Here is a 13,891-nt window from a genome sequence, read left to right on the forward strand (position 1 = left end):
GATAATTCTACCTTTCTGATAATCGTTACCTCCATCTGTTGATGGAAGCATTATACTACATTGGGACATTTTCCTTTGTGGTATATTAGGACATTATCATAAATGGTTCATAAAAAAGCATATAGTCACTATAATTGGTTGACTTTCCCTTTTATTCGCGATAGAATGTAAAACGACGATGGGAAAGAAAGCAGAAAGTCTGCTTGGATGACCGTCGCATTACTGGAATATTACGAAAGAAACTAGCAGAAATCACAGACAAAATTTATGAAAACAGGATACAGCATCCGAACCTGGCGCATGCGCCTGGTTTGTCCGGAGCCTATATGGCTGGACAGGACAGAAGAATATTTTCAGAATGTGGTGGAATTTTACTACCACCTTCTGAGACAGCATGAAGAACTGTGGAACAGCAGCCTCTTCGATATCCAGCGCAGTCTGGAGCTCCTGACCCTGGCCGGTCGGGACGGCAGACAGCCCACCAACCCCTTACCAATGGGGAAAGTACCTGTCTACCTGAGACGCGCAGCCATCAACAAAGCATCTGCCACAGTAAAAAGCACCCAGGAGCTTCAATCCGGATTCCCTGAGAAGCTGGAAGCCAAGGTTACTTTTTTCAAAGGAATGTATTCCGACCTCACCGACAGATCCATCTGCCTGAAGCTGTGGAACGGTGAGAAATGGATCTGGACAGACTGCAATCTGAAAGGACGCCCCTTTCCCCAAGATGGTCAGCTAATGTCGCCCACCCTGGTAAAAGAGGGCAGGCGCTACCTGCTGAATATCCCGGTGAAACAGGAGAACAGCGACGCCCGCACTGCCAAAGAACGAATGGCAGAAGGCACGAACCTGTGCAGTGTCCGCTTTACAAACACAGACACCTTCGCAGTGTGCTGCATTCTGGATGAGCAGGGAAATCAGCTGGCTGTACACACCTGCCGGGGCGGAGATGCGTACCGTCACCGCTGCAAGCTGCTGGCGACCAGAATACAGAAATCCAGACCAAACACAGTGGGAGACAATAGTCCTCAGCCCAACCGGAAGTACTACATGCACCTGAAGAACCTGTCTGAGCACTACGCCCACCAGGTCAGCCGTGAGATCCTGAACTTCTGCAAAGAGAATCAGGCAGGAATCATTGTCCTCCCCGATTACGACCAGAACTTCACCCGGATGGCAATGGTAAAAAGCGGCAATTTTTCCCCGCTTCACTTAAGCAGCAAGATCCGGACCAACCTGCAGTATAAAGCCTGGGCAGAAGGAATTCTGGTACTGGAAACCAGAACAGACGGACTGAAGGACAAATGCGCCATCTGCGGCGGCAGGGTTCGCCGGAAGGGAAATGAATTCCTCTGTGAAAATGGTCATCAGGGAAACCGCTTCCTAAATGACGCCAGAAATCTTGGCAGGAAATGCCAGGACAGTTTTTTTCGCGTAAGCAGAACAAAATAATTATTGACAACAAAGAGAAAAAGGATAATAAGCAGCGTTACGAACGCTCTTATCTATAAAACCGGGTAACCGGGCAAAGAGGCTGCGCCAGTGACGCAGGCTTTTCGGCAGACCACCGCCGGTGCGGGTTCCGGACTTCCCCAAGATATCCTGGGAGTCGCCGAAGCACCAGACAGGAAGCTATCTGGTAAGTGGTCAAAGTTATGAAAAAATGGGAGGAAAGGACTGGGGGGGGGTAACTCCGTCCATATGATTAAGAAATGACAACGAAAAAACAAAAAACCGAACGCAAAAAAAGAAAGTTGGAGCATTGGCAGGTAATCGCACTTTACCTGATGATTTATGATGTGATCGCCGTAAACGCCGCATACTTTCTCGGACTGTGGTTCCGCTTTGATTGTACATACTCCGCAATACCCGGAGAATATTTGTCTGCCTATCTGAAATTTGCACCATGGTATACAGTATTCTCTGTTTTTGTCTTTTGGGCATTGCGCCTCTATAACAGCGTATGGCGCTTCGCAAGCTACAGTGAGCTGTTAAGAATTTGCTTATCTACTGTAATTACATTCCTGTTCCAGATAATTGGAATCACATTTGTCATTCAGAGAATGCCAATGTCCTATTATCTCTTCGGAACCATTATTCAATTTTGCCTGATTACAGGAATCCGTTTTTCATATCGATTTGTTCTTCTGGAAAGAACACGGAAACAGAAGGAAGAGGAAGGTCCGCTGCATCACATTATGCTGATCGGTGCCGGCCAGGCAGGACAGATCATTCTCCGCGACGTGGAACGTGCCAAGGAGCCAAAGGGAAAGGTCTGCTGTATTATTGATGATAACCCCAACAAATGGGGACGCTATATGGAGAGTGTGCCCATTGTAGGCGGTCGTGATGATATTCTTGCAAGCGCAAAGAAATATAAAATCGACCAGATCCTTTTGGCAATTCCAAGCGCAAGTGCAGCAGAGCGAAGAGATATCCTGAACATCTGTAAAGAAACCAAATGTGAAATGAAGATTCTTCCAGGTGTGTATCAGTTCGTCACCGGAGAAGTGTCCCTCAGCAAAATGAAAGATGTGGCAGTGGAAGACCTTCTTGGAAGAGATCCGATCAAAGTAAATATGGATGAAATTTTCCGTTACATTAGTGGAAAAACCATTCTGGTAACTGGTGGCGGCGGTTCCATCGGAAGTGAGCTTTGCCGTCAGATCGCAGCCCACGCTCCGAAACGACTGGTGATCTTCGATGTCTATGAGAACAATGCCTACGACATTGAACAGGAGCTTCGTTCCAAATATCCCCATCTGGATCTGGTGGTACTGATCGGCTCCGTGCGCGATACCAGAAAGATCAACAATGTATTTGAAACATACAAACCAGATATTGTTTATCATGCAGCTGCCCATAAGCATGTACCTCTTATGGAGACAAGCCCCTGTGAGGCAATCAAGAACAATGTAATGGGAACCTATAAAACAGCTCATGCAGCTTTGAAAAATGGCTGCCAGCGTTTCGTACTGATCAGTACAGACAAAGCTGTAAATCCAACCAACATTATGGGAGCCAGCAAGCGTCTCTGCGAGATGGTTATTCAGACCATGGATAAGATCAGCAGAACCGGAAGAGAAGATCTGCTCCCATTACTGGGAAGCCACTATGAGGACAGCGAGGAAGCACTTGCAGAGGTGGCAGCGACTTGTGAAAATCCAGAGGCAAATGGTGAGAGAAAATACAGGACTGAATTTGTGGCAGTGCGCTTTGGAAATGTGCTGGGAAGTAATGGATCTGTTATTCCGCTGTTTAAGAAACAGATTGCCAAAGGCGGTCCGGTAACGGTTACCCATCCGGACATTATCCGTTACTTTATGACCATTCCGGAAGCGGTAAGTCTGGTGCTTCAGGCTGGAACCTATGCAAAAGGCGGAGAAATCTTTGTGCTGGATATGGGAGCTCCGGTGAAGATTGATACACTGGCAAGAAACCTGATCAAGATGTCAGGAATGACACCGGATGTGGATATTAAAGTGGAATACACAGGGCTGAGACCTGGGGAGAAGCTTTATGAAGAGAAGCTGATGGCAGAGGAAGGGTTGACGAAGACGGATAATGATCTGATTCATATTGGGAAGCCGATTCCGTTTGATACGGATGAGTTCTTACATCAGCTTGAGAATCTGGCTGTTGTGGCATATGGAAATGATCCAGATATTAGAAGCTATGTGGAAGAAATTGTGCCGACTTATCATGCGGCGAAGGATGATTTGAAACTGCATGGGGAGACATATAAGAAATTATTCAATAAAGCAACTGAAAATAATCATTAATTCATTTGAACATATATTATTAAATTTTAAGAGAGGCAGAGAACAATGAAAATACCATTTTCACCACCAGATATTACAGATGCAGAGGTTGAACAGGTTGCAGAAGCACTTCGTTCCGGTTGGATTACTACCGGACCGAAAACAAAAGAATTAGAGCGTGAAGTTGCTGATTTTTGTGGCGTTAACAGAGCAGTATGTTTGAATTCACAGACAGCTTGTGCGGAAATGACACTGAGAGTTTTAGGAGTAGGAGAAGGTGATGAAGTAATTACCTGCGCTTATACCTATACAGCAAGTGCATCTGTAGTATGCCATGTAGGTGCAAAACTTGTATTAATCGATACACAAAAAGATTCTCTTGAAATGGACTATGAGAAACTTGCAGATGCAATTACAGAAAAAACTAAGGTAATTATTCCTATTGATCTTGGTGGTGTACCATGCGATTATGACAGAATCTTTTCTATAGTTGAAAGTAAGAAACATCTGTTCCATCCGTCAAACGATATTCAAAAAGCAATAGGAAGAATTATTGTAATGACTGATGCAGCTCATGCGTTTGGAGCAGAGTGGCATGGCAAAAAGGTTGGAAGTATTGCTGATTTTAGTAACTTTAGTTTTCATGCAGTGAAAAATTTTACAACTGCAGAAGGCGGAGCTGCTACGTGGAAAGATATTGAGGGAATTGATAATGAAGGATTATATCATAAATATCAATTGCTTTCCCTTCACGGACAGTCAAAAGATGCTCTTGCTAAGACTCAGCTTGGTGCATGGGAATATGATATCGTCGGTCCATGGTATAAATGCAATATGACAGATGTTGTTGCAGGGATTGGTCTTGCACAGATGAAGCGTTATAAAGGCTTACTTGCCAGAAGAAAAGAAATTATTGAAAGATATGATGATGCATTTAAGCCATTAGGAATTGAAGTCCTGAATCACTATGCAGATGAACATCAGTCATCAGGTCATCTTTATATTACAAGAATTCCAGGAATTACTCTGGAACAGAGACATGAGATTATTGTAAAAATGGCGGAAAAAGGAATTGCATGTAATGTACATTATAAGCCATTGCCAATGATGACTGCATACAAGAATCTTGGGTTTGATATTAAAGATTATCCAAACTCTTATAAGAGATTTGAAAATGAAATTACACTGCCACTTCACACTAAATTGACCGACGAAGAAGTGGAATATGTAATTGAAAATTATTGTGAGATTGTAAAGAACTATATTGGAAAATAATTAGGAGAAACAGTCAATGATTTTGAAAAAATGGGATGATCTTCCTGAATTTATGAAATGTGATGAAGTAAAAGTTTATTATGATATTTTATCACGAAAGAAAGGAAGTCTGGTTCTGAAACGGATTTTTGATATTGTAGTGGGGGTTATCCTGTTGATTCTCCTGGCTATACCTATGCTGGTTATCGCAGTGATGATAAAAATGGATTCAAAAGGGCCTGTTTTTTATCGCCAGGAGCGTGTGACCAGATACGGCAAGAAATTTAGAATACACAAATTCCGTACTATGGTCAATAATGCCGATAAGATTGGATCTGCTGTAACAGTAGGTGGTGATTCAAGAATCACCAAAGTAGGATCAAAAATTCGAGATTATCGGTTAGATGAGTTGCCGCAGGTTTTTGATGTACTAAGTGGAGATATGAGCTTTGTGGGTACAAGACCTGAGGCAACTAAGTATGTTGAAAAGTATAGTAATGAAATGTTGGCCACACTTTTACTTCCAGCAGGGATAACTAGTGAAGCTAGTATTCGATACAAAGATGAGGCAGAACTTTTGGATTTAGCAGATGATGTGGATCGGGCATATATCGAAAAAGTGTTACCGGAGAAGATGAAATATAATTTGCAAAGTATCAAAAATTTCTGTTTTGTTATTGATGTTCACGTCATGATAAAAACATTATGTGCAGTACTAGGAAAAGAGAAAAGTCATGAGTAAAATAAGTGTTATAATTCCATGCTATAATGCGGAAAAATATATAAAGAAATGTTTTGAAGGTTTAGAAAAACAAACTTTTAGAGAATTTGATGTAATTGTTGTAGATGATTTTTCAACAGATAATTCTCTTAATATTTTATACGAGATAAAGCAAAACTCGAAGCTGAAAATAAAAGTTATTAAAATGAAGCAGAATGTTGGTCCTGGAGAAGCAAGAAATGTGGGAATTAAAGCGTCTGATTCAGAGTATCTTGCTTTTTGTGATAGTGATGATTATTATGAGGAGAATTTTTTATATTGCTTATATAATAAAGCGGTGGAACAAAACGCTGATGTAGTAATGTGTAATAGCAAGCTGAGATTGCAAAATGGGTCATTTAGAAATAATAGCTACACTAATATTTTTAAAATATATAATACTAAATCTGACTATATAGCGTTATCTAGAACTTCGCTATGTTATTTACTATTAAGAAGAAATTTATTTGAAGATTTACCAATTCCATCATTAAGAAATGGGGAGGATATGGCTATTATCCCATTGCTATTGGCAAAGGCAAAAATTATTACACATATAGATAACGCGTTATATGTATATTGTGTTCGAAATGGATCTGCATCTGTTAGCGTTTCTGCGAATAGCTTTTGGGATTTGCTTAAATGTCAGCAGTTAATAGAGAAATCTTGGAATAAAGAATATCAGGAGGCTTTACAATTTATAGGCATAAAAAATGTATTGTATTCTGCTGTGGTGATTGGTATAAAGGCAAAAGTAAATACGAAAGTGATAAAAGATACGGTTCGTAAATTTGAAAGAGAACATAATAAATGGTATTTGAACTCTTATATTAAAACTTGGGATTTTAGACATCGCTTTTTTTTGAAAACTATAAAATATAGATGTCTTGGCTTGACAAAAGCTTATGTATTTTTACATTCATTATTAATGAAATAGGTGGGAAATTATATGGAATATAGTGTTTTGATATCTGTATATTATAAGGAAAAAGCAGAGTATTTGATAGAATGTTTAGAAAGCATGGTACATCAAACGGTTCAACCGAGTGAGATAGTAATTGTGAAAGATGGAAAGTTGACTGCAGAATTGGAAGATGTTTTGACAAAATATAAAACAAAGTATCAGAGACTTTTTAAATTTGTATGTTTGGAGAAAAATGTTGGATTAGGCTTAGCACTTGCAGAAGGAATTAAAAATTGTAGTCATGAGTTAATTGCAAGAATGGATTCGGATGATATTTCTATACCCAATAGATGTGAGTTACAATTGAGAGAGTTTGCCAAAGATTCATTATTAGATGTTTGTGGGGGATATATTAAAGAGTTTTGTGATTCAAAAGAAAAGGTTGTATCTATTAGAAAGGTCCCATTGGTGGATAGTGAAATAAAAGAATACCAAAAAAGAAGAGATGCTGTAAATCATGTTACGGTAATGTTTAAAAAGTCTAAAGTTTTGGAGGCTGGGAATTATCAACATGCCCTGCTTATGGAAGATAGTCTATTATGGACGAATATGATATTACATGGTGCAACGTTTAAAAATATTGATGATTATTTAGTGTATGTAAGAACTGGTGCTGATATGTTTAAAAGAAGAGGAGGATTAAAGTATTTTAAAAAATATAAAAATGGTAGAAAAATAATATTACAGACAGGGTATATTTCAAAATGGGATTATTATTATACATTGTTGGTTCAGTTGATTTTTTCAATTTTACCAAATTCTGTTCGAGAATTTGTATATGAAAAATTGCTTAGAAGTAATAAGGAGTGATAATTAAATGAAAATATCCGTAATGATAATTACATATAATCGAAAACGAGAAATACTCAGAGCTTTAGAATCTTGTGTGTGTAATAAGATTGAAGAAATGGAATTTGTTATTGTAGATAATAATTCAAGTGATGGTACACAAGAAGCAGTAGAAAAATTTTTTGGTGAAAATAATATAAAATATAAATATTATTATTCTAGTGAAAATTTAGGTATTTCAAATGGAAGAAATAAAGCATTTGAAATGTGTACAGGAGAATATATTGTTTGTTTAGATGATGATGCTGTGGTAATAACAAAAGATTTTTTTGCGAAAGTATATTCTGAAATGGAAAAACATGATGCAGTAGCTGCAGCATTAAAGATATATGAACCTCAAAATGACAGGTTTTTAAAAGGCTTTATATACGAAGAAAATAATGAATTATTAGCTCTATCATACATTGGAGCGGGGCATGTTTTGAAACGTGATTTTTTTGAAAGCAGTAAATTATATCCTGGTACGTTACGATTTGGTTCTGAAGAATATTATGTTGCATATAGAATAAGAAAGTATAAAAAGAAAATGATATATTTGGAGAATGTTGAAATTCATCATTTACCTAGTAATGTAGCACGAGTGTATGGCGATGAGCGTGATGTAAATATTATTGCAAATAATTACGTTGTAAGAAAAATGTGCTATCCTATTTTTTGCATACCTATTTTAAAATTAATGTTATTTCTGAGAATGCTGAAGCACGAATATTATTTTAATGGTTATTCAAAAATAATCAATAAAATGATTAAGGAAAGATATTCAGTAGAATATGTTGATAGAATGGGGATAAGTACAATGATAAAAATGCTAAAAGATGTGGGAGTTGCGCAAGTTTTTTGATGAGTAAAAGGATAGATCAATGAGAAAAAAAATTAAAATTAGTACGGGCTTATATTCGTTATTTTCATATATGGTTGCGTTGTTATTAGTTTTTATGTTTAGAAACAATGAAAGCTATTTTAACATTAATAACTATAAGATGGGCTTAATAGTTATTATTTGCTCTGGAATATTTATTTTACTATATACATGGGTAATTAAAGATTATAAGTTAACAATATCTCAAATATTGATTCTTTTTTCATGGATAAGTTTAATGATTTCTAAGTATGTTTTAGACAAGCAAGCGGAACCTTATTATATTCTTTTTGTTAGCTTCTTGCTATTGTTTTTATTATGTATGTCGGAAATGCAATTTAGTCAAAGAAATATGAAATTTTTAATTGATTCTTATATTGTATCTGCGGTTATCATGAGTTTATTAATTATAGTGCAACATCGTACACCGTATGCACAATATGGAATATTTAGATTAGCATTATTTTTTAATTCAAAAGAATATTATGATGTAAATTTTACCTCACTTTATTTACTTCTACCAACACTTTTAGCTTTTTATGGAGCAATAAAGGGAAAAAAGAAAAACAAAATTTGGTATATGGGAGCTACGGGTATTAATATTATTGGTATATTGTTGCTTGGTTCTAGAGGAACGTTTTTACCGGTAGCTGCGATAATGCTTTTTCTTATTCTTAAAGACAAGAAAATATCTTTTACTAAAATCCTTATTATAATGGTAGCGGTATTTGCAATAGTATATTTATTACCTGAAGACACTTTTACTAGATTGCTTAAAACGGATTATATGGGAAGTGAACACAAAAGATACATAGATTGGGCGTATGGATTGAGAGTATTTGGAAATTCACCTATCTGGGGGAATGGAATGAGAGCACCTAAAAGTTTGGTAAATGAAATTGGTGGTGGCGTAATGAATTATACAATACATAACACTTATATCGTATATTTAGCCCAATTAGGAATTTTAGGGTCACTTCCGTTTTTGGGCATTTTAATTTATCCGTTAGTTATGTTAGTGAGAAAATGTAGAGAAATTTATTTGGTATTATCATATTGTGGGGTTCTATTTGCATGCATGATGATAGAGGCAAATTATTCGTATGTATTATTTGTTCCTCTTGCGATGATTTACATGCTTATAAATGGTTCTATGCGTGAAAGGGGAAATAAAAAATATATATTGGATAATATATTTGGATAAGGTGATAGTATGGACAAACCCAAAATTAGTATTTTGATATCAGCATATAATGCTGAAAAATATTTAGCTGAATGTATTCAATCTGTTTTAAATCAAAATTATGATAGTTACGAATTGATAATTGTTAATGATGGTTCAACAGATGGTACATTGGATATTTGTAAAAATTATGAGGAGACAAACTCACATGTACGAGTTTTTAGTTGGGAAAATAAAGGCTTGATTTTAGCGAGAAGAAAGGGAATTGAGTTATCGTGTGGAGAATATATTTTATTTCTTGATGCTGATGATTGCTATGAGAAAAATGCATTTGATAATATTAATGTACTTTTGAAAGATAATCCGGATGTTGTGGTTTTTCGATTCAATTTCTGGTATGGGGAAGAAGACTATAAGCCATCGAAAATATTAGAAACTGAAATTTATACTTCACTTAAAGATAAACAGCTTTTTTTTGAAAAATTTATTGGAAATTACGAGTATAATCATTTATGGTCGAAAGTTATAAAAAGAGAACTATTGATAAAAGACAACTTTGACTACGAAAAGCTAAAAGATATACGACTTGGGGAAGATTTATTACAATCTATTCAAATTTATGCTTTAGCAAAAAAAATAATTGTTTCTGATAAGGTTATTTATAATTATAGAGTATTAGAGCAAAGTATGTCGCATGGGTTTAATGAAAAACAAGTGGAAGACATTACTAAGGTTTATATGATATTAAAGCAGTATCTTCAAAATGTTGAATGGGATACAGAAAATTGTCTCGAAATAGCTAATTTAGAATATACGATTAAAATGTCTAGCTTGTTAAGGGACTTGTGGGACAGTAATTCAGACATGAAATATAAAAAGAACACTTCATCAAAAATAGTTAATATTAATAATGGCATGATAAATTCTACAACAATTATAATTCAAAATAGAATTTTGTGGGAACTGTGTAAAAAGAAATGCTGGATATTAAGTCGAATATATTGTAGATTATTAAAAGTTTTAAGTAAAAGAAGGAGATCCTCAAGTGAAAATAGGTTATTTGAGAAAAAAAATAGTGTGTAAAATATTACATCTATCAGGAGAAAAAAGCTGTGAATACATAAACAGTTATTTTAGAAAATGTGGAGCGATTGTAGGAAAGAATTGTAGAATATATTCAGATATTACCACATCAGAATCGTATTTAATATATATTGGTAATAATGTAACAATATCAAATGATGTACAAATTTTAACTCATGATAACTCCGTTATAAAAGTTATTCCAGATTGTACAGATATATTTGGAATGGTTAGAATTGGTAATAATACATTTATAGGTGCTAGAGCATTAATACTTCCAGGAGTGAATATTGGAGATGATTGTATTGTTGGTGCGGGGAGTGTAGTAACAAAAAGTGTTCCTAATGGATCTATAATTGCTGGAAATCCAGCTCGTGTTGTGAAAAAAATTGAGGAATATAAAAGTAATATTAGAGATAATGTTTTTGACATAACAGGGTTAAGTCAAGTAGAAAAAAAGAAAATGCTTATTAAACAAAAAAGTAAATGGATAAATAAATAGCAAGGATTTGTATATATGAAAAAAGAAAGAAGTATATTAACAACTAGTTTTATATGGAAATTTGGAGAAAGATTTTTAGCTCAAATTGTTTCTTTTATTGTTTCAATTGTATTAGCGCGTATATTGGTACCAGAAGATTATGGTGTGGTATCATTAATTTTGGTATTTATTGCTTTTGCAGACGTTTTTGTTACATCCGGATTTTCAACATCCTTAATTCAAAAGAGAGATGCTACAGATGTTGATTTTTCGACCATATTTTATTGTAGTTTATTTGTTTCTATTATTATTTATGTTATTTTATTTTTTTCAGCACCATATATAGCTGCCTTTTTTGGAATGCCTGCGCTTTCTGGTATATTAAGAGTTTTTTCATTGCGCATTCCTATAAGTGCATTTAATTCTGTACAGCATGCATATGTGTCAAGAAACATGTTGTTTAGAAAGTTCTTTTTTTCAACGTTATGGGGGACTTTACTTTCAGGTGTACTAGGAATTGTAGCTGCTTATTTGGGAATGGGGGCATGGGCGCTGATTATTCAGTATATGTCTAATACAATTGTTGATACAATTGTGTTGTCATTTACTATCAAATGGCGTCCTAGACTTGTTTTTTCAATTGCATCAGCGAAAAAATTAATGCAGTATGGTTGGAAGATCCTTTTAGCTGATTTATCTGGTACATTTTTTGAACAATTGAGGTCTTTGATTATTGGAAAAGTTTATACAACTAGTGATTTGGCTTATTACAATAGAGGAAAAAGTTTTTCGTCTTTGGTGATGGATAATATAAGTACTGCTATGATGTCAGTCCTATTTCCGGATTTGGCAAATAAGAGTGATGATTTAGAAAAGGTAAAATTAACTTTAAGAAAATCCTTAAGTGTTATGCTATATATAATATTTCCGTTGATTGGAGGGTTAGTGGTTATTGCAAAACCACTGGTAAATGTCTTATTGACGGAAAAGTGGAAACAAGCTATTCCTTTTTTACAATTATTGGCTGTTTCATCTGGTATAGGCTTAATTGGGAATATTAGTTTACAGTCAATTAAAGCAATAGGAAGAAGCGATATTGTTTTGAAACTTGAATTAATAAAAAAGCCAATATATTTAATTTTGTTAATTATAGGAATAAAAATTAGCCCAATCGCCATAGCCGTTACGATGGTACTATATTCTTTTTATAGTTCGATAGCAAATGCTATGCCGCTAAAAAAGGAATTAAATTATACATACAAGCAGCAAATTAGTGATATTCTACCGTCTTTAGCTGCGACTGTAATTATGTGTATAGCAATAGCACCTTTTAGGGCTGTTATAAAAAGTGATGTAATTTTGTTGTTTATACAAGTTATTTGTGGCGGATTCATATATGCTATGGAATCTATAATCTTTAAAATAAGTGCATTTCAGTATATAAAAAAAATTATAATTAAAGGAAAGTCAAATGAATAAAGTAAAACTAGGAAAAAAACAGCTGTTATATTATTCTTTTATGAAATGTTTTAGAATATTTCCTATTGATAGAAAAAAAATAGTTGTATCTAATTTTAGAGGAAAGGGGTATGGAGATAACCCTAAGTATATTATTGAGAATTTAAGAAAAAGAAAAGAAACATATAAGATATATTGGTTGGTTGAAGATAAAAATGAAAAAATGCCTGAAGAAATTCACGTAGTGAAAATTAATTCTATTGCATCTTTATATCATTTAAGTACAGCAAAAATTTGGATTGATAATTGCAGAAAATCTCCCTATATAACAAAAAGGAAAAAACAATATTATATACAGACCTGGCATGGAGCTATTGGTTTCAAGAAAATAGAAAAAGAAGCCCCTGGTTTGACTGAAGAGTATAGACTTGCAAGTTTAAATGATTCTAAAATGATAGACATACTATTATCCGGATCTCAATGGTGTACAGAAATGCTTCAAAGATCATTTTGGTACTGTGGAAAAGTATTAGAAGTTGGATCACCGCGTAACGATATTTTTTTTCTTGATAATGATGAATTAAAACTCTGTATAAGGAAAAAAATTAATTTGTCAAACGAATTTATTATTATGTATGCACCTACGTTTAGACAAACTATTTCATTTGATGTTTTTAATAATAATTATGAAAAATGGATTTCAGCATTTGAGAAAAAGACTGGTAGGAAGTGTAAACTGCTTTTTAGACTTCATCCTAATATTGCATCTTTATATAAAAATATTCAAATTGGAGAAAATATTATAAATGTTTCAGATTATCCAGATATGCAGGAACTATTGTTAATAACAGATGCTTTGATTACTGATTATTCAAGTTCGGCATTTGAAGCTGCATTAGGATACAAACCGGTTTTTCTTTTGTGTAATGATTATTATGAATTTATAACGCAAGAAAGAGAATTGTTTTTTAATATGGAAGAATTACCTTTTGAATTTGCAATAAATGAAGATGAGTTATTTCATAAAATTGCCGAGTTTAAATATGAACAATATATAGAAAATGTTAATGCATTTTATGCTAAAATTGGAAGTTTTGAGAATGGTAAGGCTTCAGAAAAGGTTGCTGAAATAATAGAGAACGTTTGTAAAATGCAATAATAAGAAGCGTAGAATTTTATTAAATTGATTTTTATAATATGTGCTATTCCAAAGTTTTTATGTGAAAATATTATAATTGA

Annotated in this window: 12 protein-coding genes; all 12 read left to right on the forward strand. The window is 34.5% G+C overall.

Annotated features, from left to right (window positions below; all coding sequences use genetic code 11):
- Nucleotides 1-267 precede the first annotated feature (267 nt).
- The 12 genes from AB5618_RS00005 (at nt 268) to AB5618_RS00060 (ending at nt 13,811) form a co-directional block, all read left to right on the forward strand.
- Complete coding sequence (locus tag AB5618_RS00005; RefSeq protein ID WP_173736441.1) at nt 268-1,452, forward strand: transposase; 1,185 nt, start codon at nt 268-270, stop codon at nt 1,450-1,452.
- A gap of 260 nt (nt 1,453-1,712) precedes the next feature.
- A complete protein-coding gene (locus AB5618_RS00010; RefSeq protein ID WP_173736440.1) occupies nt 1,713-3,782 on the forward strand; it encodes a nucleoside-diphosphate sugar epimerase/dehydratase in 2,070 nt (689 codons plus the stop codon).
- Between the two features lie 45 nt (nt 3,783-3,827).
- Nucleotides 3,828-5,036: a DegT/DnrJ/EryC1/StrS aminotransferase family protein gene (locus tag AB5618_RS00015; protein WP_173736439.1), complete on the forward strand. Its 1,209-nt coding sequence runs from the start codon at nt 3,828-3,830 to the stop codon at nt 5,034-5,036.
- 22 nt (nt 5,037-5,058) lie between these two features.
- Entirely contained in the window at nt 5,059-5,757 is a 699-nt protein-coding gene (locus AB5618_RS00020) for a sugar transferase (RefSeq protein WP_368366429.1), read from the forward strand.
- Nucleotides 5,750-6,712, forward strand: a complete 963-nt coding sequence (locus tag AB5618_RS00025) for a glycosyltransferase family 2 protein (RefSeq protein ID WP_173736437.1) — start codon at nt 5,750-5,752, stop codon at nt 6,710-6,712. The genes AB5618_RS00020 and AB5618_RS00025 overlap by 8 nt, the downstream gene beginning before the upstream one ends.
- 12 nt (nt 6,713-6,724) lie before the next feature.
- Nucleotides 6,725-7,549 (forward strand): glycosyltransferase, encoded by an 825-nt coding sequence (locus tag AB5618_RS00030; RefSeq protein WP_173736436.1) that lies wholly within the window; start codon nt 6,725-6,727, stop codon nt 7,547-7,549.
- 7 nt (nt 7,550-7,556) lie between these two features.
- The gene (locus tag AB5618_RS00035; protein WP_173736435.1) at nt 7,557-8,429 is read left to right on the forward strand and encodes a glycosyltransferase family 2 protein; all 873 of its coding nucleotides are present in this window, start codon (nt 7,557-7,559) and stop codon (nt 8,427-8,429) included.
- A gap of 19 nt (nt 8,430-8,448) precedes the next feature.
- Entirely contained in the window at nt 8,449-9,651 is a 1,203-nt protein-coding gene (locus AB5618_RS00040) for an O-antigen ligase (RefSeq protein WP_173736434.1), read from the forward strand.
- 9 nt (nt 9,652-9,660) lie between these two features.
- Nucleotides 9,661-10,713, forward strand: coding sequence for a glycosyltransferase family A protein (locus AB5618_RS00045; protein WP_173736433.1), 1,053 nt, complete (start codon nt 9,661-9,663; stop codon nt 10,711-10,713).
- Nucleotides 10,676-11,215, forward strand: a complete 540-nt coding sequence (locus AB5618_RS00050) for an acyltransferase (protein ID WP_313718711.1) — start codon at nt 10,676-10,678, stop codon at nt 11,213-11,215. Before AB5618_RS00045 ends, AB5618_RS00050 begins: the two co-directional genes overlap by 38 nt.
- Before the next feature lie 15 nt (nt 11,216-11,230).
- Nucleotides 11,231-12,673, forward strand: a complete 1,443-nt coding sequence (locus tag AB5618_RS00055; RefSeq protein WP_173736432.1) for a lipopolysaccharide biosynthesis protein — start codon at nt 11,231-11,233, stop codon at nt 12,671-12,673.
- Nucleotides 12,666-13,811: a CDP-glycerol glycerophosphotransferase family protein gene (locus AB5618_RS00060; protein WP_173736431.1), complete on the forward strand. Its 1,146-nt coding sequence runs from the start codon at nt 12,666-12,668 to the stop codon at nt 13,809-13,811. Before AB5618_RS00055 ends, AB5618_RS00060 begins: the two co-directional genes overlap by 8 nt.
- The last annotated feature ends 80 nt before the right edge of the window (nt 13,812-13,891 follow it).

Source organism: Ruminococcus sp. J1101004sp1_RTP21198st1_B9_RTP21198_201120, assembly GCF_040924245.1.
GTDB lineage: Bacteria > Bacillota > Clostridia > Lachnospirales > Lachnospiraceae > Blautia_A > Blautia_A faecis.

Bases quoted from the DNA above. Each gene is read 5' to 3' on its own strand.
- AB5618_RS00035 (WP_173736435.1), top strand. From the start codon at position 7,557: ATGAAAATATCCGTAATGATAATTACATATAATCGAAAACGAGAAATA.
- AB5618_RS00040 (WP_173736434.1), top strand. From the start codon at position 8,449: ATGAGAAAAAAAATTAAAATTAGTACGGGCTTATATTCGTTATTTTCA.
- AB5618_RS00015 (WP_173736439.1), top strand. From the start codon at position 3,828: ATGAAAATACCATTTTCACCACCAGATATTACAGATGCAGAGGTTGAA.
- AB5618_RS00030 (WP_173736436.1), top strand. From the start codon at position 6,725: ATGGAATATAGTGTTTTGATATCTGTATATTATAAGGAAAAAGCAGAG.
- AB5618_RS00045 (WP_173736433.1), top strand. From the start codon at position 9,661: ATGGACAAACCCAAAATTAGTATTTTGATATCAGCATATAATGCTGAA.
- AB5618_RS00010 (WP_173736440.1), top strand. From the start codon at position 1,713: ATGACAACGAAAAAACAAAAAACCGAACGCAAAAAAAGAAAGTTGGAG.
- AB5618_RS00060 (WP_173736431.1), top strand. From the start codon at position 12,666: ATGAATAAAGTAAAACTAGGAAAAAAACAGCTGTTATATTATTCTTTT.
- AB5618_RS00005 (WP_173736441.1), top strand. From the start codon at position 268: ATGAAAACAGGATACAGCATCCGAACCTGGCGCATGCGCCTGGTTTGT.
- AB5618_RS00025 (WP_173736437.1), top strand. From the start codon at position 5,750: ATGAGTAAAATAAGTGTTATAATTCCATGCTATAATGCGGAAAAATAT.
- AB5618_RS00055 (WP_173736432.1), top strand. From the start codon at position 11,231: ATGAAAAAAGAAAGAAGTATATTAACAACTAGTTTTATATGGAAATTT.